This is a genomic window from Nostoc sp. TCL240-02 (genome assembly GCF_013343235.1).
Classification (GTDB): domain Bacteria; phylum Cyanobacteriota; class Cyanobacteriia; order Cyanobacteriales; family Nostocaceae; genus Nostoc.
This window is the reverse complement of the sequence record NZ_CP040094.1, coordinates 5,492,984-5,518,735: the sequence shown is the minus strand read 5'-3', so window position 1 is coordinate 5,518,735 and position 25,752 is coordinate 5,492,984. Positions and strand designations below refer to the sequence as shown.

Sequence of the window (25,752 nt, the reverse complement as noted above, 5' to 3'; positions counted from 1 at the left end):
TGAGCCAAACTTAAAAGCTAAGATTTCCAGTGGGCTGGTACATCACTAACAGCTTGTTTAATTTTTTCAACGACTTCGGGGTCGAGTGCGCCCAATTCCACAACTTGCAAGTTAGCTTTCACTTGTTGAGGATTTCTCATTCCCGGTATAACGACTCCAACACCTGAATGATATAAGACATAGCGCAACGCTGAAACTGTAATTCCTCCTGGTAATTCATCTAGAAAAGCCAATTTTCTGGCACTTTCCAATAACCAATTTTTATCTCTTTCGGGCAAATAATGCCGCCAATCATTTTCGGCAAATTCTGGAGTTTGGTACAAATATTTTTGCTTAAGAAAACCGGAAGCTAAAGGCACTCTAGCTATAAATTGATATTCATGATCTAAATTATTAAATAAATATTCTTCGGCACGCCGATCCAATGCATTAAATATAGCCTCAATGTTACTTCCAAATTTATCTTCTGCTACTTTTAATGCGCCTTTAATAGTTTTTGAACTCACACCATATTCCTTAATATATCCTTTCTGTTTGAGGCGTTCTAGAATAAACTTATCGTAATTTTTCCAATCAAAATTATCTGGCGGGCTATGAAATAGTAAAACATCAATGCAATCAATGTTTAAACGCTCAAGGCTGTTAGTCACAGCTTTTTCGAGCCATTCAGGAGAAAAATCCTGAAAAGAATTACCTTGATTATCTTTTCGATTGCCAAACTTCGTACAAACAAGAAAATTCCCACTCGGATAGCTTTGAAAAGCTTTACCTAAAATTTCTTCCGATTTACCCTCTCCATAAGAATCAGCTGTATCAAAGAATTGGATACCGTGATCAAGAGCAAGATGAACTGCCTGAATAGCTTCTTTATCGTCAATATATCCCCATCCTTTATGCTGACCAGCAATAAGGTTTTCGCCGCCAAATTGCCAAGTACCAAAACCTAATTTAGCAGTTTCTGTTTTCATGCTTGGCAAAAAAGCTCTAAATTTTTAGATTTTCTTGAATGTAGAATTACAGAACCTTTCATGAGAATACGGTCGCCTTTGTTAGGAGTAAAAAAGGCATTTCTACCATGCAAAACTCTTTCGTCATGGAAAAATACGGCATCTCCTTTTGTTAATATGATATTCGTGTAAATTCCGCTATGGTGAACGCGATTTTCAAGGAAGTGCTGAAATCTTTCAACCAAATCTTTAGCTTCTGGGGTGTTATCTTTATCTAAAGGGTAATAATTATAATTTAAGCGAATTCCTAATTCGTCTTCTGTAATAATGGGCTTAGTTTTGCTGACATCTTCTTTTGAAAAAGACACAGGAACTTTTTTTAGGTCTTCTAGTAACTGATACTCATTGTCTAGCTCCAAAACCTTAATGAGCAATTCGCTATCTAAGAAAAAAGTAGCACCTCCCACTTGCGCCTGAGATAAGCAATAAAAATAATTCACCGCATCATGATGATTAAGATAAGAATTATCCGTATGAAGAGGTTGCCTAGTTTTACTTGAGCGGTATTTATTTGGACGTGCGGGATCGTAGCTAATATCTATCCAACGTTGACCCGTTCGTTTACCTGTGTCTTTATCTTCATCCATGCTAATCACTAGTCCCAAAAAATCACTTAGTTCTGTGAAATAGTCGTGAATATTTATTTGAAAATCAAATCCTACAAAATGAACTATTTTATATTTATTAAGTGCTTCTTGGATAGCTTTTTTAGTTTCTTCAGGAGAAGTGTATTGTATTTTTTTATAAAATTCCATAATCAGTCTCACCAAATAAATCAATCTTCCTTATAAGTCAATTTCTCTTATTACCCTAGCCGGAACACCATAGACCAAGACACCATCAGGAATATCATTGACGACAACCGCGCCAGCCCCGATGAAGGTACCTGCACCTATCCGCACACGATCTATGACCGTCGCTCCAATTCCTACACAGGCTGCACGCCCCACAGTTACTCGTCCAGCTAAGTGAACACCTGGGCAAATATGCGCTCCATCTTCTATCACGCACTCGTGATCAACACTCGCACAAGTGTTGATAATGACATTTTGACCAATCTTTGATCCGGGATTAACAACCGCTCCAGCTGCAATTACGGTTCCCGATCCTATAGACACGTCAGCAGAAATTATTGCGGTTGGGTGGATAGCAGTTGCTAAGGAAAAACCTTTTCTATAAATTAATTCAGATAACTTTAATCGCGCCTGACAATCTCCGAATCCAAAAATTATATACTTAATCCCTTTATCTTTACAATAATCTAACTGTTCTTGTCCTCCCAGAATTTGAGCTCCGCAGAAGTTTTCACCATGACGTTGTGGATTCATATTATCAAGGAAACCAACAATTTCATAGATTCCTTGTAAGCGGATTATGTCTGCGACCACTAAAGCGTGCCCCGAAGCACCCCAGAACAGTAACTTTGATATCATAAAAATTTACTAAAAATCTTCGTTGAATTATCTATGTCCTAATTCATATTCAACATTTTTTAGTCAAAAATTTAGCAGGACTTAGATGCGAATATTTCAACGGGAGCAAACCTCCACTTCAAGTTAGGGCGAACTATTCCTTGCCATTTGCCATACCATTTAAATTCTCTCTCAGTATCATGCACAGTAAAACTCAGTAAATTTTCACATGTATAAAGGACAGTTGAAGTATCTTGAACGACCATCATCGTAATTTGATAACTTCCATCATTAAAAAAATCTTCAGGAATGTAACAAACTCCTCTGATTAGACCTGAAGTACAAGGAATCGATCTTGAGATTGAATTAAAAACACAAACTCCCTCCAGTGTGTAGACGTGTAAGCTCAAATTTAAATGAGCACCATCGAGGTAATTCCAATACTCAAATTCAATCCTAAGAGGGGTTTTAACCGTAATCTCATCTATTGAGTCATCAATATCTGGAATCACCCTAATTTGATGTATGCGAATTTTCTCGTTTCCGGGAGCAGTTTCAATATCATCCCAGATTCTTTCAAGAAATTTAGAGTCATTATCGGACTCCAAATAACGAGATACGACCTGATGAGTTTCTCCATAAGTTACTAAACATCCTGAATTGAGCAGGATGGCTTGATCGCATAGACTTTTTAATGCTGCCATGTTGTGACTAACAAACAAGACGGTACGCCCTTCTTTTTCAGAAACATCATTCATTTTTCCCAAGCATTTCTTTTGAAATTGGGCATCTCCTACTGCCAGAACTTCATCCACAATCAAAATCTCTGGCTCTAAATGCGCTGCTACGGCAAATGCCAAACGCACATACATTCCTGATGAATAGCGTTTAACAGGTGTATCTAAAAACTTCTCAATTTCGGCAAAAGTGACAATTTCATCAAACTTTCTTTTAATCTCTGTTTTGCTCATCCCCAGAATGGCACCGTTGAGATAAATGTTTTCTCGACCTGTCAATTCTGGGTGAAAACCTGTGCCCACTTCTAAAAGACTTGCGACTCTACCCTTGAGAGAAATACAGCCGCTGCTTGGTTCAGTAATGCGGCTCAAAATTTTAAGTAAAGTTGATTTTCCTGCACCGTTGCGACCAATAATTCCAATGCTATCGCCCTGTTTAATTTCAAATGACACATCCTTTAATGCCCAAAACTCTTCACGGGCTGGATTATATATTTCTTTGCCAGAAGACTTCACCAATTTTTTACCCAGTGAACTGACTCTATCACTGATGGATTCTCGCAAAGATTTATATCTGCTGCTACCTTCTTGTTGATGACTCAACACGTATTTTTTACTGAGGTTTTCAACGCGAATTACTGTATCAGACATTATTAAATTACTCTCAGTAGCTCGAAAACTGTTCTCTTAAAACACCCAAGTTACTATGGTGTACCACGCACAGGCCAACCGTAGACGAGGCTCGGCTTACTGGTGTTGATAACGCCGCCAAAGTTTAGGAAGATTGCCCAGGCAGAATTTCCAGCCTCCTGATAAGGTCCCGTAGTACTAGACCAGTAGTTGAACTGGATACTGGTAGCCCACTGCGTCCCCTGTGCAAAGCAGCCTGCACCTTCTTGGTCTACCAATGTCGGATTAGTACAGTTTAGATTTGAAGGAGGTAATATCGCCGTAACCTCGTCTTTGGTCGGCAAACGCCAATCGCCAGGAGAAGAGTTATCCGACAGATTGCAGTCGCCGCTCTTAATCTCAGCGGCTTTATAGTTGGCTGTTGCCCAATCTGTTGCTTCGAGACAATCTGCCTTCTTGAGCCATATAAGTCCAGTCATAGTATCAGTCACCGTGCCATTACCACAGTCTACATAGCGATCGCTGTTATTGAAGCAGGGACCAGAGGCTTTGACCACAGTTCCCAAGGAATGTTGGGTATTGATGTAGTTTCCATGTTTCCTGGCTTGTACGGACACAGGAAGAGTAAAGGTAAAAGCCAGAAAAAATATGAATACAGCCCCGTATAGTATTTTGATAGCAAAACCAGGTAAACGAATGTGGAGCATATTTTTCAACTTCCAAACATCTAAGGGTGCAAATTTTTGCCGCTTGCCTCGATGAATTGGTCCTCAGAGATTAAGCATAAAATACTATAAACTACTTCAACAGCAATATTTTTGTCATAGTTGTACATGATAATCACTGAGACAACAAGGCCTTCTTAGGCTCGCGCAAATAGAATCTTATCGACCGCAAATTTTCTCACCAGAGTCATAGCTCCGGTTTTCATATCTACAGTAAACAGTGAATTTGTTCCCTCATATTTGAGGTCAGCAAGTGCAAATAGTTGACCTGATGAAGAAAAGGCTAAACTTGCTAAGTCATTTTCCAAAGGTTTGTTCTTGAAGCTTAATTCCACTAATCTGATGATCTTTCCTCTGCCACTAACTACTGCCCTGTTCTCTAGGTCTAGTTGCACTAAACTTAGACCACCACCTTCACCGCCGACACTAGTAGCGTAAATTTTTCCATCTAATGGAGATTGAGCAAGATTACTGACCCTCTGCTTGGGGGAAATATCTGGTAGACCTGTTGCAACACTAGAATCTACTTGCCCTGAGTTGGGGTCAATAAATGCCAACTCAAAAGGGGGGCTACCTTCTGCAAGACTAATTACACCAAGTAGTACCTGCTTACCTTTTATAGTGGTTGATAATAACCCTTCAACAGTACTATACTTCTTATCCTTGTTTTTTTTGATTTTCAAGCCTTTTGGAGGCTTAATTCCACTCTTTTTAGGTGGTGCAATAGATATGAGGCGACTGAAATCGCCCTTCTTAGTAGCCGCAACAGCGGCAATACCAAATGTGTTATCGGATAGGAGAGTAAAAGCAGTTATCCGCTCGCTGGGCTTTTTGACAACGAAGGCTTTAGCTACAGTCTCAGTGGTTTCTAGAGAGTTAGTAACCCTGTCGGTCGCGGTTTCGGCATTTAACAACACCTGACCAGTCGTAAAGTTTATAGACTGAAAGATAATTCCTGGTATGGCGTTAGCAGCTGCAGCAGCGTCAACTAAGTCTTGTGTTTTACTTTTGCTAGCTGAAGAAAGGATCACTCCATAAAGCTGCTCCGACTCTTGTGCAAACACCTTAGATGTAAATTTAGCGCTTGCTGCGGTGACAGCGCTGACGATAGCCAACTGCCCAAATCTTCGTCGTCTGATTCTCAAATTCATAACCTACTACCTAAGCAACTGGGATTAGTATTTGCTCAATTATGAAAGATAACCGTGGTGCATCCATTTAGGTGGTACAGACAGTAGTCCAGCAAGGTTAGAGCATAATATTTGTGAAATTTGTTACGTTTTTTCAAGGCACAATTATGCCGGAACCGGGAGTCAAAGGTCTAGCTCCCATGTCTGCTAAGATATTGACAACCATTTGCTTGGCGCGAGTATCTTCGCGAGGTCCGCTAACGCCCTCGCTGTCTAACCCCCACATAAACTGAATAGAGCCAGTTGAAAAGACCTTGGCACCACTAGCAGAAGTGAAGCTAACTGCTTGGGAAATCCGTGGGTCTGTTCCAGCAGGAAAACCCTCTAGTTCAGCTTGATCAATGTTTTGCGACTGTACGGACTCACTCAGAACGACTAACCCACTTGGAGATGCGTTGAGATTGATTGCATCCCATTCAAAGCCCACCAAACCACTTAATTTATCCCCATCATTCAAGTTTGTGTTGGCATAGTAGGGATGAGTACTGTTTTTAACCACAAAATCGAACCCATCAAAAAAGAAATTCTGCCACCTCCCTCCAATGTACATATTTCCTTTCAACGCACTCTCTGGCTTGTTGTTTTCTGGGCTGCGGAACTTGTTAGTTGGTGCCACAGGATCTGTGGCATCTTTGTAGCAAGCCATAGTCCTGTTGGCTATCCCCGTACTAGAGTTTTCAAACCGAACTCGCCAGTAGACACTGTTCGCTGAGAAAAAAGCCTTGTTGATGGTGTTACTCTGGACATTATTGAACTCCTCTAGCGACCAGTACTCATCGTGACCGACTGACAGAAATATGTTGTGCTGTTGCAGCAAACTTGAGTTGGCGTGGACATCCACGTTAGTTACGTAGGAGATGTCATAGCTTTGGGACTCCAGCCACCGCACCATGTTGTACTCCCAAGCCAAGATAATGTTGTTATAAGGGTTACTACCAGTTAACGTGCTATGTTGTGCGAATGGTCGGTCGTAAGAAAGCTTAAACGCTCTTTGACCTCCGATACTCTGTTCTGGGTATAGAGAGTAACCACCACTGAGATTATAAGCCTGCAAAGTGTTGAAGCTGCTCTGGAACAATATGTTAGACCTGCCGCTGTCATCGCGGACAACAAACACTATCTGAGACTGACTGCCACTTCTCTGGTCAGTTAGCTTGGCAATGTACAAACCACTAGTCCAGTCATTGCCAACTTGTATCGTATAGGAAGTTGACCAGTTTTCACATGAGACTGTGCGGGTAGAACTGTCGAAATTACATGCGGGCTGGGTAATTCCATTAAGCTGACCGCTATTCAATATCAATCGTCCGCCTTGTCCTCCGTAGTAACCTAAGCGATACACATCAATCGTGTAATTTCCGGCCTGTGCTAGAGAAACTTTGATTGGCAACGAGCCGCCCTTGTTTACACTAGTTGCTGCCGTATAGCCAGCAATATCCGATTGACCTACTTGAGGAATTCGCCAATCTGTAGTACCAGGTTTTTGGTTTTCTAAATAAATCGCATTAGTGTTTGCTGGGTTAGCACTAGCACTGAAGGTGACGCTGCTTATGCCAGAAGCTGTTGCACTCACAGTATTTGTTATACCAACTGTTGTCCCTAGAGTTAACACTGTGCTAGCTTGACCATCGTTACCAGTTACCGCACTAGCGGATGAAACCGAACCTCCACCACTGGTGATAGCGAAGTTGACTGTCACTCCTGACTGAGGATTCCCATTACTATCTGTAGCTTTCACAACGAACGGGTTGACTAAGGCAGAACCTGCCATACCAGTTTGATTATCGCCGCTTACTTTAGTCAGACTGTTGCCAGCCATAAATACTATGTCACGGAAATAGTTACTGTTCTGATAGGAATTAGTTGGGAAAGAATTCAGACTACCAAAGACTGCATTGTTGCCATCAGCAACTGAACTGAGATCGCCATTCACAACTGGGCTAGCTAATCCATTATTAGTGACACCAAAATAACTATTGCAACTGACAGTAACTACATAAGTGGTATTGGCTAATATACTTACAGGTGTGCTGAGGTCCTGCTGCTGCCAACCCGAAGCCGTTTCATTCGAGAAAGTAACACTTCCTAGTATAGATCCTGTTGACGACCAGATTCTGCCTATATGATTGCCAGTCTCATTGACCGCTTTCCAATAGCGGATTGCGGTAATTTGACCACTTTTGGCACTTTTGAACTTCATTCCAAGTTCATAGGATACACCATCACTCCATTCAAACCCAGGTACCTGAGTTGTAAACACACTTTGCGAGGTAGTCTGAGCCTGAGCTAAAAGTATTTTATCGAAATCATTTTGCTGAGTCATTATTGTTCAAAACTTTTATTCAAATGTTAGTTAAGATAAAAAAAATTAAATGCAAAATCTTTAGAGTGGTTAGTAGAGTAACATGATTGATATTATTATCAAATATTTCAAATACTATCTTTCAAATACTTCTTAAATTACGTCAGCAAATGTCCGTTCCATTTTGCGGAAGTACCAAATGCCACTTACCAGTAACAAAGCAACTAATCCTAAAGATAACGTGAATCCAGTCCAGTAAAGTTTGGACTCTCCCCCTAAAATTGCCCAGCGAAAGCCATCAATCACGCCTACCATTGGGTTCAAATAGTAGAGCAAACGCCATTGCTCTGGTACAATACTGCTACTAAAACCGACGGGCGATACATATAGACCAAACTGCACAATAAACGGCACAATATACCGGAAGTCTCGATATTCCACATTCAAAGCTGCCAACCACAGCCCTACTCCTAATGAAGCAGCAAAGGCAATGCCAATAAATAACGGTAATGATAATATCCGCCAAGTGGGAACAAAATTATACCAGGCCATAAGCCCTAAGAGAATCATTGCAGAAACGAGAAAGTCCACAAAGCTGACAATCACTGAGCTAGCAGGCACAATTAAGCGCGGAAAGTAGACCTTAGAAATCAAGTTGGCATTACTAATTAGGCTGTTGCTACACTCACTTAGAGCATTGGAAAAAAATTGCCAGGGTAACAAGGCAGCAAATACCAGTATTGGATACGGTGCTGCCCCCTCTGAAGGTAATTTCGCCAAACTTCCGAAGATGACGCTGAACACGATCATCGTCAAAAATGGTCGAATCAATGCCCAGAGCATACCAATCACTGTTTGTTTGTAGCGTACTAGGATATCACGCCAAGCAAGAAAATAGAATAATTCTCTATAGCGCCATATATCTTTCCAATACTGTTGCTCTGTACGTCCAGCTTCAATCACTAACTCTTGTTGGGAGACAATTTTTGGACTATTCATAGTTCTTGATTGAAGATTAATATTTTTAACGAAATGACACTAATAATTCTTAACTCACAAACTGGAAACCTCTAATACCTTGATAACCAACTTGCCTGGCGCTTTTACGAGTAAACTCACCAACGGAAGGGTTCCCTAGAGAATCAATTACTCCTGTGACTTGTCGCCATAGTTCTTGTGGTGCTACCAAAATTTCATAATTACTATCATCACACTTACGAATGTGATACCAAGTTGTTTGCTGACATCCTTCACACCAAAAAGCTTCTAACCATTCCCCTTCTATAGGAACTGTGGTTTGGTTCGCTACTAACATCAAAGCATTCCGTCGACTCATACCTCGTTGCTGTAATTGACCTGCTTGGTCAGCAAACATTTTATATTTTTGACTGACGCTATCTATATAGCAACTATGAATCGGACAGTAAATTGCTCTTCGCTTGGAACGTTTCCGATTTCGGTCACACCTCATCTGTAATTTCACCTCCTGTATAGACAAAAACCATGAGCAAGGAAGTCTATGTTGGAGGGACTGAGATCAATAAGACCATCAAAGCCCTACTCCTAAAAAATACTGCGGAAATATTTAATTATAAATGATGATTTTGTTTTTATTTTACCTTGCTTTTTTAATTAATTCACTCCTTTTCTAATTAAAAAAATGATTTTGCAAAGAGTTATTTTTTGACTAAATCAAAATATTTTAATACTTTATTCTTATCCTAATAAGTTTATACCATGCAACCAAAAATTTGTGGATTAAATTGTTTAAGGTTTATCAAAATAATAGAAATTTAATAAACCTAATATGCTTACTTTACATCGCTTCGAGACATGGTGATTATTTCATCAAATACTGCCTGCTGTAAAACATGCAAGTATTGTTTAGAGATAACTTTAGGCGTGAAGTGCGATCGCAAATACTGACGACCTGCTTTGCCCATCTGCTCTCCTATTTGGGGATCTCGATTCAGAAAGCGAATAAATTGCGCTAGCCCTTGACCATCTCCATTGTCAAATGTGCTACCACAACTGGCATCAGCCACTAGTTGTCTCAGATATGAAGTCTGGGAGCAAATTACTGCTATTGGTCGCCCAGAGGCTAAAGCTGAGTAAAGTTTGCTGGGAACAACTAAACCCTCTGTAGTTGCATCTACACTGACTATTGATAGATCGCAAGCTGTTAGAGAATAAGGTAATACCTGCTTATCTTGATAAGGTAGGAACGTAAAATTGGTCAGCCCTAACCGATCCACTTCCATGATTAGTTCTTGGCGTTTGACACCACCACCAATGCAGACAAACTGAATTGACTCATCTTGCAATTGCTTTGCAGCTTCCAACATGGTGTCAATATCATGGCAACGACCCATATTGCCAGAATAGAGGACAGTAAATTTGTTAACTAGGTTATACTTCCAGGCAAACCAGTTTTCTTTCTTAGCAATCGGCACGATCGCTTCTGGGTTAGCCCAACTGTGAATTACAGAAATTTTATCAGCTACTTGGGGACAATGTGCCACTACCTGTTGTTTCATCGCTGGGCTAAGTACTATGATCCCCTTAGCTTTCAACCAAACCTGTTTATTGATTGCACGCCACAATTGCACCAGCCAGTTACTCTTTGAGATTACACCTAATGCGATCGCAATATCAGGGTATAAGTCATATAGTACGCAGACATAGGGCAATTTGAATAAGATATGAGCTAGATATCCGATCACTGGCAAAAACGGGGGAGCCGTAGTTAGTAACAATACATTGTTGCGGCGCGAACCTCTTAGCAGATAGAGCGTCGCCCGCAAGGTGTACAGCACACCATTAATGGCTTTGCCACGAATTCTTCCCGGCCAGAGTTGAGCAGTACGCGATCGCTGAATTCGGATTTGGTCAGCCCATTCAACTGCTGGGGCCGTATCAGAACGAAATGCATATCCTGGCTGACTTGTAAAAATTTCAATATCCACTCCTTGCTGCCCTAACTGTTTCACTAATTCTTCAATCAACTGCCCTGTAGCGGCATAATCCGGAGGGAAAAATTGGGTAACTACAGATAACTTAATTGATTGTTGAACTTTTACAGAAGGCTTGTTTTTTGCATTTAAAGGAGTAGAAATGGATTTCAAAAAACTTTGATTAATCCATTGATTAAGTCTCATAGTCTATGGCCTCGTCTGAAATAGAAAAAACTGTTATCCAAAACCTGTATAAACTCGAAATCATCTAGCAAAAATATCTAGACTAGATTGTAAGAATTTACAAATCTGACTTAATATTTACTAGGAAAGCTTGACTTAACAAACTACAATTTTCGTAAAATTTAAGCCATTGATATAAGGTACTATCAAGACTAATTTTGTTTCAGCACGTTAGCCACAGCTTGGCACACCCTAACTAAACTGAAAACCTTGTATTTTGTTTAGTTCATGCTCCCAAGTAGATTCTAGTTCGTCACTCCACAATAGCTATAAAAGACCTCTGAACCTTACACATTTAGGCATGATCTTATAACTCTATTAAGGCTAACTAACAGAACACTCTTTCTAGTTTATATACACACTTCTCTAACAGATGCGAGAACACAAAAATGATGAAAATACTTCTAGCCGAGAACAAATTATTTTAGAGAGAAGGTAATATATTTATGTGGTAAAGCAAGTCTTTGACAGGTTGAGCTGGTACTTACTTAAACTTCTAAAAAGAGATTTAATGCTTGGTGGCAGTCTCTATTGTTTGAGTAATATTCAGTCAACTGAGATATCTGGAGTTACGGTTACTATTCACAATTTAATTTTAGAATGTTTTGTTTTGAGTAGTGTTTAGTTTTTGTTTGAGTTTCTCTAGTTACATACAACTTTATAAATAAAGCTTTTAGGCTTTATTACTTTTTATATGCAAGACTGAGCAACTTTACAATACCATGTTTCCATATCGAATCATTTACTTCATTAAAAATTTATATTCTTAAAGTATATCTAATCTAAAACTTTATAAAATAATAGTTTTATGGGCTAAAGAAACTCCTGTTTGATTATTGAACAGGATTTAGATCATATACTGAGAAAATTAAAGTATAATAAAATACATTGTTGTTTTGTATAAAAAAGCACCTAATGTTTATTCAATGAACTGCAAGGTATACAAAGAAAGAGATCGGCCGAGGAATTAATTATTCAGTGCATTTACATATAATTTGGTAGAAGTTATCATTTACAAGCTGCCACAGCCTCAGTAGAAGTATGGCAAAAACTCCACTTGATGCCAAGCATCGATAATTTATATCCTTTAATTATTAACTTAAGCACTTGAGTATTGCCTGTGTTTCCACTGAATCCAAAAATAAATCGTTTTTATGAGAGAATAATTGGACATCATTTACGAAATTCACGTTTATTAAGTAGAAAATTTAAATTTTTGTACTCTCTTATACTTCAATCAAATTGCTTGTATTATTTCATACTATTGAACGAGTCTAACTAGCAGCTTGCGTTATTTGTGTAATGGATTAAAGAATAAAGACTTGTGATTTCATCATAAGTTTATTAAGTAAATATCAAATCTAGTATAGATTGTTGGTTGTATCAAATTTATCTCACAGAAGCTTATAAAACTCTTTCTACTAATTCTGTCTAAACTTATTACCAAATATTAAGAATATGATAGAAAATTATCCTTCTCAACCTTCCAATTCTGATCGCAGTAATAATTCTGCGCCTCCATCTTTTCAAAATCAACAAAATCAACTTGTTCCGTGGGCTGAAGAGGAAGAAGAAGACTGGAGTGTGCAAAAAATTCTGGGTGTTTTACGGCGTAGAGCGCTAGTTATGACAGGTGTAACTATTGCTGTTATGACAATTGCAGTTATTAGCCTAGTGCTAAAGCAGAAGCCACCAGAATATGAAGGCAATTTTCAGCTTTTAGTCGAACCTGTAAATGATGACTCCAAAGAGGTGGATGTTGTCAAAGACTCTAACTCACAGATGTCTAGTCTAGATTATGAAAGCCAAATTCAGGTTCTTAAGAGTCCTGAACTGATGAGAGACACTCTTAAAAAGCTACAAGCTTCTTATCCAGAAATAGACTATTATTCTCTTCTCGATTCTCTAAAAATTACTCGATTGGGTGAAACCAAGATTATATTAGTTAGCTATCGTAGTAGCAATCGAGATCAAACTCAAGCCGTACTGAAGCGGATTGCTAAAGATTACTTAGACTATAGCAAAATCAGGAGGCAAACCAAATTACGTCAAGGGCTTCAATTTGTTGAAAACCAATTACCTTTCACACAGAATCGGGTAGATCAACTCCAAAAAGAGTTGCAATTTTTTCGGCAAAATTACAATTTTGACAACCCAGAAGCCCAAGCAGAGCAAATCTCATCACAAACCGTTGAATTATCTCAACAAAGACAAGCAATTGATCTACAGCTAGCTCAAGCTCGTGCTAATTTAACGAGCCTAAAAGAAAAAAATGGAGCAACAGCAATGCTGAATAATGCTCCTTTATATCAGCAGTTGATTACTCAAATACGTCAATTTGATGTTCAGATTGCTACTGAATCAACTCGTTTACGTGACAAAAACCCAACCATTCAAACATTGAAAGAGAAACGAGCTAGTCTTTTACCTTTGCTACGTCAACAGGCACAGCAATTATTGGGTGCAAAGTTTGCAGAAGTGGAGATACAACTTCAGACGTTAGAAGTAAAAAGCCAAGAACTTACTAAAATAGAACAGAAACTTGCACAACGACGCAACCAATTACCAATTTTAATAAGACAGTACGCTGAGTTACAGCGTAAATTGCAATTTGCAAATGAGAGTTTAAATCGGTTTTTATCAATCCGCGAAAATCTCCAAATTCAGATATCCCAAACAGAGTTGGGCTGGCAATTACTTCAAGTACCAACTACACCGGAGATTCCTATTTCTTCTTCTGATACCCTACGCAGTTTTGTATTAGGGTTAGTTGCAAGTATCATCTCAGGAGTTGGTATTGTTTTACTAATGGAAAAGCTAGATAATGCCTACCATACTGTCGATGATCTGAAAAGAAAAGTTAAGCAGCCGTTGTTAGGAAATATTCCTTTTGAACAACAAATTCAAACTAAGCAAAACCGCACTTCTAAGCAAATTTTTTCCTTATCAAGGATACCAAATTTTCTTTCTAAAAAGATTGCTAAAGTGAGTGTTTTACCACAGGAAGAACAGGGTGAGTATTCTTCCAACTTTTCCGAAGCTTTAAGGGTAGTTTATACAAATATTAAACTACTCAGTTCCGATAGCCCGTTGCATTCAATAGTTATTAGTTCAGCTATGCCTGGTGATGGCAAGTCCACCGTAGCTCTTCATCTAGCTCAGATAGCTACAGCAATGGGGCAACGAGTCTTACTCGTAGACGCTGATCTTCGTAAACCCACAATTCACAACTTATCACATTTAAATAATCTCTGGGGATTAAGCAATTTAATTTCTACAAACTTGCCAGTGGGAGAAGTAATTCGACAACTACCTTCTATGAGCAAATTATCTGTAATCACTGCTGGTCCAGTACCATCCGATCCCGCAAAGTTGCTCTCATCTTCAAAGATGAAGCAATTAATGATAGATTTCCAGAAGACTTTTGACTTAGTGATTTATGATGCACCTCCCCTAGTGGGATTAGCTGATGCTAGCCTGATAGCACCCCACACTGATGGACTATTGATAGTAGTTCGAATTCACAAAACAAATTCTTCAATACTAAAAATAGCTTTAGATAACCTGAAAATTTATCGGTTGAATATATTAGGCATAGTTTGTAATGGTCAAAAAACTAATTTCAATGGTTTGTATTAAGAGGGAATATATTTTACTCTTCACATTGCAGTTATGAAACGTATGACTTTGTAATTATTGAGGCTAGTCCATTTTATGGATTTGCCTAAGTAGAAAATTCCAATCGATGTGCAGTACCATTATCCACAAAACTCTGTTCACCAACGCCGACTAATTCCACAATGATTTCACGCGTTATAGGTGAAAACTTACCTTCTCTAGCTGCAATCTCAACAATGGTTCTTTGCTGCTCGGAATAAACATGGTAACTTGTGGTGCAAAAGGCTCCTGTTTTGTACTCAAAAGTATGACCATCATCTTCATAAAGGGTAAACTCACCAACACCCTTCCAGATCCGCAGTCTCATTTGGTTTATGGGATGTTCATCTACATATTGCATTACTGGGGCGATCGCAATAATGGAGCCAGCACGAACATATAACGGCATTTTTTCCAGTGGTGCATAAGCAAGAATGTGAGTTGGCCCTGTAAATTCCTCTCCACTCCACCAATCGTACCAACAACCTTCAGGCAAGTATACAGCACGATGTTCAACGCTTGGACGGTAAATAGGTGCTGCTAGTAACGAGGGGCCAAGCATTACTTGATCGGCAAGAGAAAAGGTTTTTGGATCATTGGGAAAATCATACAGAAGTGGGCGAAGAATTGGTGCGCCAGTAGTTGCAGCTAACCAGAAAAGAGTGTAAATGTAAGGTAGTAGTTGATAACGGAGTTCAATATACTCGCGACAAATTTTTTCGATGTGATCGCCAAATACCCAAGGCTCATGCTGTGCAGTAGTTAATGCTGAATGTCCACGCATCAAGGGGTAAAGCATTCCTAGCTGCATCCAACGCGCATATAGTTCAGCCGTAGCATTCCCCGCAAACCCCCCAATATCACTACCAACAAAGGGAATGCCCGATAGACCCAGGTTACAAAGCATTGGTATGGACATTTCCAAGTGTTCCCACAGAGATTGATTGTCCCCTGTCCAGATAGCTGACCAGCGTTGAATGCCGGCATATCCAGAGCGTGTCAATATAAAAGAGCGTTCAGTCGGACGAGATATTTTAGCTCCTTGATAAGATGCCTGTGCCATTATTAGCCCATAAAGATTGTGAACTTCTTTGTGGGTGGTTATTTCCTCAGTTGGCCCCTGTGGTGCATCAAGGGGAAAGGAAATTTTGTTACCAGGGTCGCCGAATGGACGGTCATCCAGTGCGGGTTCATTCATGTCGTTCCAGATGCCGGCAACACCAATATCAGTTAGACTTTTTTGCCAATTTCCCCACCAATCTCTAACTTCAGGACGTAGATAATCAGGAAAGACAGCCTTGTCTGGCCAAACATAGCCGTGAAACAATTGACCATTAGTTTTTCGGATGAAATAGTTATTGTTTAATCCCTCGTCAAAGACTTTGTAATCTGCTTCTGGCTCGTATTTGACTCCCGGATCAACAATCGTCACTACTTTAAATCCATCTTGTTTGAGATTTTGGATTAATTTTTGAGGGTCAGCAAATCGCTTGGGACTCCAGGTAAAAACCCGATAGCTATTCATATAGTCAATATCTAAATGAATAACATCACAAGGAATGCGACGCTGACGAAATTCATCAGCTAGTTTGCGTACTATATCTTGTGACTCATAACTCCAACGACATTGGTGATAACCTAATGACCATCGAGGTGGCAAAGGCATCCGTCCAGTTAGCTGGGTGTAAGTCTGGATAATTTTCGCAGGTTCAGGCCCATAAATAATGTAGTAATCTAGTTCGCTCCCCTGAGTTTCCATCTGCCAGACTCCAGGCTGCTGTGCGCCCAGATCAAATCGGCTCCAATAAGTAGTATTAAAAAAAAGTCCGTATCCCAATCCAGGACGCAAGGCGATGAAAAAAGGAATTGCCTGATACATACTGTCTGTCATGATGCCGTAATCGATCGCATCTGATGCCCAGTTGGTTTTGACTTTTGAACGCTGATCTAGTAAACCAGTCGGTTCACCAAAACCATAGAAATGTTCGTCAGATTCAATTCGTTTCCACCCAGCAACCTCCCCTGTCCGCCAGCCCATCCCTAAGTCTGTATCTTGAGCAAAAGGCTGTCCTGCTGAGTCAAAACACTGGATACGACATGGCTCACGAGACACGACAATACACAATTGCTCAGTTTCAATTTCTATAGTCTCTGCTTTTTCCCGCACTTCAAACGGCACAGTAGGCCATTCTTCATCCGCAAGTGCTACTGCCCACGATCGCCTAGAGAGAAATTCACCACTTGGGGCCATCCGTACCCGAATTAAGTTTGATGCTAGCACACTAACTATTACACAAGGGTCGCCGCACAGCAAAAGGATATGACGCTCATTCTGTTGTATTGCTTGTACTGCTCCCAGGATTGACCAAGGCGCTTCAGTTGTGTGCAGTTGTCCAAAGTATTGTGGCATAATTTCTGATTTTAAGATAACTGTTTTACCCAATTGAGATTCACATAAACTACTACTCAAAAGCGTGTATCTTTAGGCATAGCGTATATTGAACTTTATTTATCACTGTCCTAGGCAATCAAAGCCGCGCTTTGGAGCCAAAAGTAGTAATATCTGCGATCGCAGATATTACTACCGTTCCCCAGAGAAACAATGGTGTTCCTCATTCCTTCCAAGAGCGATCGCTTTCTGTGCCACACCATTACCAGTTTCTATGTGAATACGAAATTTCCATCAAAGTCTCAAGGTGGATGAAGCTATGAGCTAAATTTGTTACTGTTGGCTAAAAATTACAGTTGAGTAAATTTGATGAGTGGTCGAACAGTGCGCTCCTACGCTTTCTTATCAATTGGGGCAGCAATTGTTACTATTGCCTTGAAGTTTGGGGCTTATCTGCTAACCGGATCGGTAGGGTTGCTTTCGGATGCAATTGAATCGTGTGTGAATCTGGCGGCAGCATTGATAGCACTGTGGGCAGTAACTTATGCTGCCAAACCAGCCGATGCAGAACACACCTTTGGGCATTCTAAAGCAGAATATTTTTCCAGTGGAGCAGAAGGTGCGTTGATTATAGTTGCAGCTATCAGTATTGCAGTTGAAGCCTGGGGAAGATTACTGCATCCAGAAGCGATCGCTCAAGTGGGATTGGGTTTGGCTCTATCAATGTTGGCAACAGCAGTCAATGGAGGAGTTGCTTTTGTCTTGCTAAAAGCGGGACGACGTTTGCGTTCGATTACACTGCGAGCTGATGCTCACCACCTGTTTACTGATGTCTGGACTTCGGGTGGTGTTATAGTAGGAATCTTTTTAGTTCAGGTAACAGGTTGGCTAATACTTGACCCAATCATCGCTTTGTTGGTAGCAGTCAATATTGTCTGGACAGGATTTAGTTTGCTACGAGAAAGCTTTTTTGGATTACTGGATACTGCCTTGCCTATTGAAGAAATAGAGACAATCCGGGTTATTCTCAGTAAATATGAACACCAAGGTATCCAGTTCCATGCAATGCGTTCTCGGATTGCTGGAACACGTCGGTTTATTTCCTTTCATGTTTTAGTACCTGGAGTATGGACAGTGCAGCAAGGACATGATTTATGCGAAGCAATTGAGTTGAGCATCATTCAAGCATTGCCAAAAAGCAGCATCACAACTCATCTGGAACCATTAGAAGACCCTGTATCCTGGGACGATCAGGAATTGGAGCGGACTAGTAACAAATGAAGCGTCAGAAACCCCGTCCATCTTTTTGGATGGGCGGAGTAGTTCATTAAGTGTATGTATGAGGCGGTAGCCCCTAGGGACGAAAAAAAGCAATTACCTCTGGAAATCTGCATAATTCTTTACCTAATTACACAGAAGTTACTAACTGTAACTTCTGTGTAATTAGCAATTTTAAAAATTTTAACTATCTCTTTAACTGTCTTAACTGTCTTAACTGTCCGCTTAACTGTCTTAACTGTCTTAACTGTCTGTTTAGCTATCTTAACTATTCGCTTAACTATCTCCTTAACTGTCTTAACTGCTATTGCATTTTGTAGATAAAGCTGAGATGATTTGTAGGCTGAAGTTCAGCTTTTTCTTTGAAATGCAGTTATTAAATTGAAAATTAGTCTACTTTAATAAATCTATTGTGGAAATCTATCATAAGAAAAGTTTTGTCCGATATTAAATAGTAGGAATAACCGTAAATATTATCTCATAATGAATCCCTAATCTCCCCCAAAAACTATGGAGGTCACACCAATCAAAGATATAAAATTTGTTATGAATAGAGGTGGTATCGGGGCAATTGTACCAGTATAAATAGAAAAGCAAATACTAAAGATTATTTTGAGTATGTTAAATTTAATTGCTGATATTTATACCGGATTTATTCTTATAATCAGACTAACGAAATTTTATTAACCTTAAATAAATTTCACGCATTTCCGAGCGTTGAATATAGTATCGGAAAGATACCCAAAAATATCTTTAGTATAGGAATGAGATATATTACGAGCTATTATTTAAACAGATAGTTGCTTCCATAGAGAATATGTTATTTCTATGAAAATATTTCTCTGAATTAGATACTTAAGTAGTGTTTTCATCAGCATCCAAGTGTAAGGATTTCAGGTAATTATTATAATGGATGACATAGTTAAAAAACTTGCTGGTCTGGGTCTTCCTGGTGTAATACTCGTGATTCTAACGGTAACAACAGGGGGGAGTTCTGCTGCTGTCGCAGCTACTCTGACAGCCTTGGGAGGGCCATTTGGCATCGTTGGAGGTATAGCCCTGCTAGGTCTAGTAACTTTAGTAGGAGATGCTGTAACGGGATATGGAATTGAAGCCATTCTTAAAGGCATCTATACAGAACGTAGCAAAACCGAATCTGTGATATTTATCCTCAAAGAAATTCAAAGTTTACCGATTACAGAGGAGCTAAAACTCAAACTGAAAAATCAACTTAGTGTAGCAATGATTACTGATACTAAAGAGGTTCGATATCTAAAAAAAATTGAAATCATTGAGGAATAGCTTTTATACAAACTGTAAAATTGTCAACACTTAGGTCGACCAACGTACAGCAAGATAATACTAATTATCTCAAAGGGGACTTTAATAAGGATATAAAAGCTAATGCAATTACATAATTATAATCAGCTTTTAGAAAATTCCAGTAATTTAAGTTTTAAATATAGAGAAATAGAAGTTCCTACTCGGTCTAGTTTCACTGTAGACGATTGTATAGTTATAGAAAGAGAGACAGAAAACTTAAAACAGGAGTTAGTTGATTATGTAGTTCCATCACGTATATTTTTAGCAGTTCAGTCTTATCAGGAACTGTGGCAAGATGCCCAACGGGTTTTAGCTGGATTGAAAAAGCTAGGGCTCAAGCCTCAAGACTTTTGCATTTTCCCTCATTTGCGATCGCGCTTTCGATATCAATCGAAACAATTGGGATTTGTCTTCAATGAAGTTTGTGATTAACTCAGAAGAGCCGATTGTAACTAAAGTAGCAAGGAACTTAGTGAGTCTCGTAAAAGAAATTCGCACTCAAATTGTGAACAATTTGAAAGTAAATCCCGATTATTTGATTCCAGTAGATAAAGAAATTATTCATAAAACTGCAACGCAACTTAGCCAGCGTTTTAATGCAGGTGAGTTTAAAGTAATCATTAAACGGATTGATATATTACTGGGTAATGCCAATAGTATTCCTGGCTAGTTCTACCGTAAAGTATGAAAGCAAAATTACAAATTTATTTTTTTGTGGAGATTAAAATCTTGTGACAAACCAGATATATAGCCAATCAGTACTAACATTTGATGGTCAAGATGATTACATAGATTTTGGCAAAAACGATTTTAGTGGTGTTTTTGCTCAAGGAAGTTCAGCCTTTACGATTTCAGGATGGGTGAATCCTCATCAACTAACAGATAAAGCCACCACTTATGGAACGCGCAACGTTTTTTTCGCTCGTTCTTCAGATCGATATAGTGATAATTTTGAGTTTGGCATCAGTGAATCAGGGAACCTAGATATATACATTGATGAGAATGTTGAAAAGTTTATCAAACCCTTTGGCAATGGAGAATTAACTGTCGGACAATGGCACTTTTTTGCTATTGTTTTTAACAAGGGGCAAGTAAGTATATATATTGATGAGCATGAGTACTTTGGCTACTTCACAGGTGACTCTTTAAACAAAGCAACGAGTTCTGTGACTCTGGGCGCGACTTTACACAACAACATATATTTCACCGGTCAGTTAGCTAACATTAGCGTCTGGAATTACCCTTGTCCCCCAGTGGAAATCCAGAGGCATCGCTATCAACCTTTAGTTGGCAATGAACAAGGATTAATCGCTTACTGGGCATTAAACGAAGGACAAGGGACAAGTGTAAAAGACCAAACTGGAAATGGCTATGATGGAAAATTGCGTGGCAATCCCAGTTGGGATATTGCACAACTTCCCTTTGGAATTACACAATCATCCAATGAAAGTGAGACACAAGAACAGGTAGCAAGTAGTCTCGATGAGGAAAAACCAGCAGAAACTGTGGTATCGGACGAAGAAAGCCAGTTGATTACAGAAGTTATTCCCATTGAAGTAACTGCGATCGCAGAAGGCGATTTGCAGCAAGTATCCGTTGAGGTTCCTCCGATTGTAGAAACTAGCATCCCCACAGAGACAACAACAAAGGGAAAAAAAGGGACAAAAAGACAAACCGAAAAATCTGCAAATATTCAAACTAACCAGCCAAAGGGGGAAAAATCAGAAACAGCCCAAACAGTTGCAGCGAATATCCAACAGCAGGAACAACCACAAACATCAACTCAGGAGCGATCGCCAAAAACTATGAATACTAAAGCCAATCCCAAATATAAAATCCTTGCCATTGACGGAGGCGGTATTCGGGGCATTATCCCCACCATGATCCTGGCAGAAATTGAAAAGCGGACACAAAAGCCGATTTTTAGTTTGTTCGATTTAATTTCTGGCACTTCTAGCGGCGGAATTCTGGCACTCGGATTAACTAAACCCCGATTAGATTTAGAGGCTACTGATACCTCACCCACCGCCCAATATAGTGCTGAGGATCTCCTGCAAATATATATTGAGTATGGGGCTGAGATATTTTACGAGCCATTCTGGGAAAAAGTACTCGGTCAAATAGAGGATATATTCGTTCAACCAAAATATTCTTCCGAAGGGAGAGAAGAAATTATTAGGCAATATTTTGGTGATACTCCTCTAGAAAATAATCTCAAAGAAGTTTTTGTCACTAGCTACGATATCGAGCAGCGAATTCCAATATTCTTTACTAACAAACTGGAAAAACAACAGACAGAATCGAAAAAGTTCCGTAAGTTATGTGCAGGTTTTACCCTCACAGATGCGGCATTGGCAACTAGTGCAACTCCAACTTATTTCGCTCCCTATCGCGTTTCTAGCTCCCATAATACCAACGGCTTTTATACTTTAGTCGATGGCGGAGTAGTTGCTAATAATCCAGCTAATTTGGCTATTTTAGAAGCACAAATCAGTAGACAAGAAACCAAACAACCTCTGAATATAGAGGATATCTTATTAGTATCCTTGGGTACTGGTTCTTTGACCAGTGTCTACGCTTATGATGAAGTGAAACAATGGGGACTATTACAATGGGCAAAACCACTGTTAAATATTGTGCTTGACGGTGGGAGCGAAGTAGTAGCTGGAGAATTAGAACGGTTATTTGAGGCTACAAATAAGGGTAATAAAGCTTCTTATTATCGATTCCAAACATTCTTAAAAAGCGAGCTTGAAGCAATAGATAATGCCAAACTAGAAAATGTCCGGCAGTTACAAACTTTAGGTAGCATACTGATTCAAGAAAAAAGTCAACAAATCGAGGAATTGTGTAGTATTTTAACAAGCTAAATCTGAGAGGATGTTTTAAAAGTTGCCTTGGCGATATCAAAAGTTTTAGTTCCCTTTAAATCACTCGATAAATTGGGAAACTTTGATTCCAGTCTCCTGCTTTTTAGAGGGAGAGAGGGAATAAATTAAGTGTCTAAAATCACAGATAAACACTTTTAAAACAACCTTTGAGACTTTCTGAGTAAGTACGTAAAACAACGAGGTATTGGAGTTGTGGCCAAATGGAGTCTTTAAGTAAGGCATCTTATCGGATTGTTGCCATTCCTGGAGAAGGGATTGGGCCAGAAGTTGTGGAAGCTTCCTTAAAAATTCTGCAACACGTTGCTAAAATTCAAGGATTTACCTTACAGGTAGACTATGGTTGGCTCGGCACAACTGCCTTTGAACAACTGGGTAGTTACTTCCCTCAAGCCACCGCCGAACTGTGCGATGGAGCCGATGGGATTGTATTTGGTGCAGTTAGTCAAGGCGGATTGCTGGAACTCCGAAAGCATTTTGACTTCTTTTGCAATCTTCGTCCAATCCTCAGCGTTAACAGTCTTGTGCATAAATCTAGTCTTCGACCAGAGAAAATTCAAGGACTTGATATTCTCATTGTTCGAGAACTAGTCAGTGGAATCTATTTTGGCCCATCTGGACGCACTTGCGATGAACAAGGAAATTATGGCTACCATACAATGCGCTATTACGATGAAGAGATTCGTCGAATTGCTCACAAAGCATTAGAAAAAGCGCAATCTCGCGGAGGATTACTGACCGTAGCTCACAAAGAAAACGCTTTACCTCATTTGCCTTGGACTCGTCTAGTTCAAGAAGAAGCTAGACAATTTCCAGGCGTTGTTGTTGAGCCAATGCTGGTAGATAACTTAGCTATGCAAATGGTTTTGAATCCCCAACGCTTTGATGTAATTTTGGCTGGTAATTTGTTTGGAGATATTCTCAGCGATATTGGCGGTGCATTAGTTGGCTCAATTGGCTTATTAGGATCGGCAAGTATTAACGCTAATGGATTTGGTTTGTACGAGGCCATTCATGGTACGGCTCCAGATATTGCAGGCTTAGGAATTGCTAATCCCCTCGGAACCTTAGGAGCCTGTGTTTTAATGCTTCAGCAATGGGGAGAAGTGCAAGCTGCTCAACAGATTATTGCAGCGCAAGACCGAATTTTAGCTAAGGGATACCGAACAGCTGATTTGTTTACCCAAGGAGAAGAAATTTTAGTTAACACTGCAACCTTAGTTGACCTTTTACTTGAAGAACTTTCAGTTGTGCAACATTCTCAATTAGGAGTGCTTCATGAGTCAGGAAAATAAAGTTTTATACCTTGGGGATGATATCAATACTGATGATATTATTCCTGCTAATCGAGCTACAAATGATGACCTAGATAGTTTAAAACATTATGCTTTAGAGCATGTGATTGGAGCAGGTGAACTGCTAAAATATGATGTGATTGAAGCAGGAGAAAATTTCGGCTGTGGTTCCAGTCGAGAAATTGCTCCCATTGCCCTACAAGCTGCTGGAATTACAAAGATTCGAGCGCGATCGTTCGCCGAAATTTTTTATCGTAATAGCATCAATATTGGGCTTTCTCTGGAAATTCTAGGGGAGAAACAGGAGAATCCTGTAGTTGATGCGATCGCAGCAGCAGGTGGGTTAATGTCTTTTAATCAGCTGCGTCGTCAGGGACAGATCACCATTCCTCGCAGCCTGACACCGCTACGCCCCATGACTTTAGTAGAAAAACTCTTAGCTAAAGCCTCTGGAAACTCCTACGTCCATCCTGGAGAAGTGGTTTTTGCCCAGGTCGATTTAGCCTTATCCCATGATGCTGTCGCTGGCCCAGTAGCCAAGACATTTTATAAGCATTATGGAGAAGGAGCAAAGTTGTGGGACTCCCAAAAAGTGGTCTTAGTAGCAGATCACTTCATTCAAATCAACGACATCCGTGCTGATGACAAAGCATATCTGATGTACGAACAGATGATTGAATTTGCTAAATTCCAAGGATGCCACTTATTTGATGTGGTTTCCCCAGGTGAAGCAACAGGCATCTGTCACGTTTTACTCCCAGAAAAAGGGTTTGTCCGACCAGGGATGATAATTGCCGGTACAGATTCTCACACATGTACCTACGGAGCATTGGGAGCCTTTTCCACAGGGGTGGGAACGACAGATATGGCTAATATCTATGCCACAGGAGATATGTGGATTCGTGTTCCTCCAACCCTAGTATTTGAGTTGTCTGGAATCTTACCTCCTAAAATCAGTGCCAAAGATATTATCCTGTTTATTTTGGGACAAATCGGCTGTGCTGGCGCTACCAGTAAGGTAATAGAGTTCAGAGGGTCAATTCTCGCACAACTGCCTTTTGATGAACGGTTGACTTTAGCTAATATGGCCGTGGAGTGCGGGGCAATCTGTGGGTTGATTGTTCCTGATGAAGTAACCCGTGAGTATCTAAAAAACCGAGTTTCAGAAGAATTTCCAGAGATTATCGGCGATGCTGATGCTGAGTACGAAAGGGTTTATCAATTTGACCTCAGTAGTTTAGAACCACAAGTTGCACGTCCCCCGAAACCAGATCAGGTAGTTGCCATTAGTCAGTTAGAAAACATTCCAATTACCAAAGCCTTTATTGGCTCTTGTACTGGAGGAAAACTCTATGACTTAGCTCAAGCAGCCGAAGTTTTAAAGGGTCGCCAACTGGCAGACGGCGTAAACTTGTTTATTGTACCTGCAACCATTGAAATTAGAGAACAAGCTCAAGAATTGGGCTATATCGACATTTTTGAACAAGCAGGGGCACAAATTCTCAAGACAGGTTGTGGGGCTTGTATCAATTCTGGATTTGGGGTTTTGGCGAAAGAAGAAACAGGTATTTATGCAACCAATCGCAATTTTAAAGGACGCAGTGGCGATCCAACGGGCAAAAATTATTTAGCCTCACCAAGAACAGTAGCTATCTCTGCTGTAAATGGAAAAATTAGCGATCGCTTTGATTAAATACTGAGCTATCAGATAGGGTTGAATTA

The 25,752-nt window shown here is 39.8% G+C and carries 20 protein-coding genes; 9 read left to right on the top strand and 11 right to left on the bottom strand.

The genetic code is table 11. The annotated features are described in order from the left end of the window. Nucleotides 1–17: 17 nt before the first annotated feature. The 10 genes from FBB35_RS23525 to FBB35_RS23480 form a co-directional block, all read right to left on the bottom strand. A complete protein-coding gene (locus FBB35_RS23525; protein ID WP_174711653.1) occupies nucleotides 18–968 on the bottom strand; it encodes an aldo/keto reductase in 951 nt (316 codons plus the stop codon). Further along, on the bottom strand, nucleotides 965–1,762 hold the full coding sequence (locus FBB35_RS23520; protein WP_174711652.1) for a TauD/TfdA family dioxygenase: 798 nt from the start codon (nucleotides 1,760–1,762) through the stop codon (nucleotides 965–967). The genes FBB35_RS23525 and FBB35_RS23520 overlap by 4 nt, the downstream gene beginning before the upstream one ends. Nucleotides 1,763–1,792: 30 nt before the next feature. Continuing rightward, nucleotides 1,793–2,440 (bottom strand): acetyltransferase, encoded by a 648-nt coding sequence (locus FBB35_RS23515; RefSeq protein WP_174711651.1) that lies wholly within the window; start codon nucleotides 2,438–2,440, stop codon nucleotides 1,793–1,795. A 71-nt stretch (nucleotides 2,441–2,511) separates the two neighbouring features. Next, on the bottom strand, nucleotides 2,512–3,807 hold the full coding sequence (locus FBB35_RS23510) for an ABC transporter ATP-binding protein (RefSeq protein ID WP_174711650.1): 1,296 nt from the start codon (nucleotides 3,805–3,807) through the stop codon (nucleotides 2,512–2,514). A gap of 53 nt (nucleotides 3,808–3,860) precedes the next feature. After that, the gene (locus FBB35_RS23505) at nucleotides 3,861–4,493 is read right to left on the bottom strand and encodes a DUF1566 domain-containing protein (protein WP_174711649.1); all 633 of its coding nucleotides are present in this window, start codon (nucleotides 4,491–4,493) and stop codon (nucleotides 3,861–3,863) included. 155 nt (nucleotides 4,494–4,648) lie between these two features. Next, a complete protein-coding gene (locus tag FBB35_RS23500) occupies nucleotides 4,649–5,662 on the bottom strand; it encodes a hypothetical protein (protein WP_174711648.1) in 1,014 nt (337 codons plus the stop codon). A 133-nt stretch (nucleotides 5,663–5,795) separates the two neighbouring features. Next, the gene (locus FBB35_RS23495) at nucleotides 5,796–8,024 is read right to left on the bottom strand and encodes a N,N-dimethylformamidase beta subunit family domain-containing protein (RefSeq protein ID WP_174711647.1); all 2,229 of its coding nucleotides are present in this window, start codon (nucleotides 8,022–8,024) and stop codon (nucleotides 5,796–5,798) included. Nucleotides 8,025–8,156: 132 nt separating this feature from the next. Then, nucleotides 8,157–9,002 carry an ABC transporter permease gene (locus FBB35_RS23490; protein ID WP_114081652.1) on the bottom strand — a complete coding sequence of 282 codons (846 nt, stop codon included), beginning with the start codon at nucleotides 9,000–9,002 and terminating at the stop codon, nucleotides 8,157–8,159. Between the two features lie 49 nt (nucleotides 9,003–9,051). Beyond that, entirely contained in the window at nucleotides 9,052–9,474 is a 423-nt protein-coding gene (locus tag FBB35_RS23485) for a hypothetical protein (protein WP_174711646.1), read from the bottom strand. Between the two features lie 340 nt (nucleotides 9,475–9,814). Then, nucleotides 9,815–11,161, bottom strand: a complete 1,347-nt coding sequence (locus tag FBB35_RS23480) for a glycosyltransferase family 4 protein (RefSeq protein WP_174711645.1) — start codon at nucleotides 11,159–11,161, stop codon at nucleotides 9,815–9,817. Nucleotides 11,162–12,658: 1,497 nt separating this feature from the next. Here FBB35_RS23480 and FBB35_RS23475 point away from each other — a divergent pair. Then, a complete protein-coding gene (locus FBB35_RS23475; RefSeq protein ID WP_254625680.1) occupies nucleotides 12,659–14,839 on the top strand; it encodes a polysaccharide biosynthesis tyrosine autokinase in 2,181 nt (726 codons plus the stop codon). 85 nt (nucleotides 14,840–14,924) lie between these two features. On the opposite strand, the gene FBB35_RS23470 is transcribed toward FBB35_RS23475, so the two are convergent. Beyond that, nucleotides 14,925–17,267, bottom strand: coding sequence for a glycoside hydrolase family 31 protein (locus FBB35_RS23470; protein WP_174711644.1), 2,343 nt, complete (start codon nucleotides 17,265–17,267; stop codon nucleotides 14,925–14,927). A 131-nt stretch (nucleotides 17,268–17,398) separates the two neighbouring features. Between FBB35_RS23470 and FBB35_RS23465 the strand changes: the two genes are divergently transcribed. The 8 genes from FBB35_RS23465 (at nucleotide 17,399) to FBB35_RS23430 (ending at nucleotide 25,723) form a co-directional block, all read left to right on the top strand. After that, complete coding sequence (locus FBB35_RS23465) at nucleotides 17,399–17,569, top strand: hypothetical protein (RefSeq protein WP_174711643.1); 171 nt, start codon at nucleotides 17,399–17,401, stop codon at nucleotides 17,567–17,569. A gap of 46 nt (nucleotides 17,570–17,615) precedes the next feature. Continuing rightward, nucleotides 17,616–18,527 carry a cation diffusion facilitator family transporter gene (locus FBB35_RS23460; RefSeq protein ID WP_174711642.1) on the top strand — a complete coding sequence of 304 codons (912 nt, stop codon included), beginning with the start codon at nucleotides 17,616–17,618 and terminating at the stop codon, nucleotides 18,525–18,527. A gap of 906 nt (nucleotides 18,528–19,433) precedes the next feature. Next, entirely contained in the window at nucleotides 19,434–19,826 is a 393-nt protein-coding gene (locus FBB35_RS23455; protein WP_174711641.1) for a hypothetical protein, read from the top strand. A 102-nt stretch (nucleotides 19,827–19,928) separates the two neighbouring features. Next, complete coding sequence (locus FBB35_RS23450; RefSeq protein WP_174711640.1) at nucleotides 19,929–20,279, top strand: hypothetical protein; 351 nt, start codon at nucleotides 19,929–19,931, stop codon at nucleotides 20,277–20,279. After that, nucleotides 20,272–20,517: a hypothetical protein gene (locus tag FBB35_RS23445; RefSeq protein WP_174711639.1), complete on the top strand. Its 246-nt coding sequence runs from the start codon at nucleotides 20,272–20,274 to the stop codon at nucleotides 20,515–20,517. Before FBB35_RS23450 ends, FBB35_RS23445 begins: the two co-directional genes overlap by 8 nt. A 61-nt stretch (nucleotides 20,518–20,578) precedes the next feature. After that, a complete protein-coding gene (locus FBB35_RS23440; protein ID WP_174711638.1) occupies nucleotides 20,579–22,717 on the top strand; it encodes a patatin-like phospholipase family protein in 2,139 nt (712 codons plus the stop codon). A gap of 221 nt (nucleotides 22,718–22,938) precedes the next feature. After that, complete coding sequence (locus FBB35_RS23435; protein WP_174711637.1) at nucleotides 22,939–24,030, top strand: isocitrate/isopropylmalate family dehydrogenase; 1,092 nt, start codon at nucleotides 22,939–22,941, stop codon at nucleotides 24,028–24,030. After that, nucleotides 24,014–25,723, top strand: a complete 1,710-nt coding sequence (locus FBB35_RS23430; RefSeq protein ID WP_174711636.1) for an aconitase/3-isopropylmalate dehydratase large subunit family protein — start codon at nucleotides 24,014–24,016, stop codon at nucleotides 25,721–25,723. The genes FBB35_RS23435 and FBB35_RS23430 overlap by 17 nt, the downstream gene beginning before the upstream one ends. Nucleotides 25,724–25,752 lie beyond the last annotated feature (29 nt).

Bases quoted from the DNA above. Each gene is read 5' to 3' on its own strand.
- FBB35_RS23430 (WP_174711636.1), top strand. From the start codon at position 24,014: ATGAGTCAGGAAAATAAAGTTTTATACCTTGGGGATGATATCAATACT.
- FBB35_RS23450 (WP_174711640.1), top strand. From the start codon at position 19,929: ATGCAATTACATAATTATAATCAGCTTTTAGAAAATTCCAGTAATTTA.
- FBB35_RS23490 (WP_114081652.1), bottom strand. From the start codon at position 9,002: ATGAATAGTCCAAAAATTGTCTCCCAACAAGAGTTAGTGATTGAAGCT.
- FBB35_RS23495 (WP_174711647.1), bottom strand. From the start codon at position 8,024: ATGACTCAGCAAAATGATTTCGATAAAATACTTTTAGCTCAGGCTCAG.
- FBB35_RS23455 (WP_174711641.1), top strand. From the start codon at position 19,434: ATGGATGACATAGTTAAAAAACTTGCTGGTCTGGGTCTTCCTGGTGTA.
- FBB35_RS23475 (WP_254625680.1), top strand. From the start codon at position 12,659: ATGATAGAAAATTATCCTTCTCAACCTTCCAATTCTGATCGCAGTAAT.
- FBB35_RS23435 (WP_174711637.1), top strand. From the start codon at position 22,939: ATGGAGTCTTTAAGTAAGGCATCTTATCGGATTGTTGCCATTCCTGGA.
- FBB35_RS23510 (WP_174711650.1), bottom strand. From the start codon at position 3,807: ATGTCTGATACAGTAATTCGCGTTGAAAACCTCAGTAAAAAATACGTG.
- FBB35_RS23480 (WP_174711645.1), bottom strand. From the start codon at position 11,161: ATGAGACTTAATCAATGGATTAATCAAAGTTTTTTGAAATCCATTTCT.
- FBB35_RS23485 (WP_174711646.1), bottom strand. From the start codon at position 9,474: ATGAGGTGTGACCGAAATCGGAAACGTTCCAAGCGAAGAGCAATTTAC.
- FBB35_RS23525 (WP_174711653.1), bottom strand. From the start codon at position 968: ATGAAAACAGAAACTGCTAAATTAGGTTTTGGTACTTGGCAATTTGGC.
- FBB35_RS23460 (WP_174711642.1), top strand. From the start codon at position 17,616: ATGAGTGGTCGAACAGTGCGCTCCTACGCTTTCTTATCAATTGGGGCA.
- FBB35_RS23470 (WP_174711644.1), bottom strand. From the start codon at position 17,267: ATGCCACAATACTTTGGACAACTGCACACAACTGAAGCGCCTTGGTCA.
- FBB35_RS23505 (WP_174711649.1), bottom strand. From the start codon at position 4,493: ATGCTCCACATTCGTTTACCTGGTTTTGCTATCAAAATACTATACGGG.
- FBB35_RS23515 (WP_174711651.1), bottom strand. From the start codon at position 2,440: ATGATATCAAAGTTACTGTTCTGGGGTGCTTCGGGGCACGCTTTAGTG.
- FBB35_RS23500 (WP_174711648.1), bottom strand. From the start codon at position 5,662: ATGAATTTGAGAATCAGACGACGAAGATTTGGGCAGTTGGCTATCGTC.
- FBB35_RS23520 (WP_174711652.1), bottom strand. From the start codon at position 1,762: ATGGAATTTTATAAAAAAATACAATACACTTCTCCTGAAGAAACTAAA.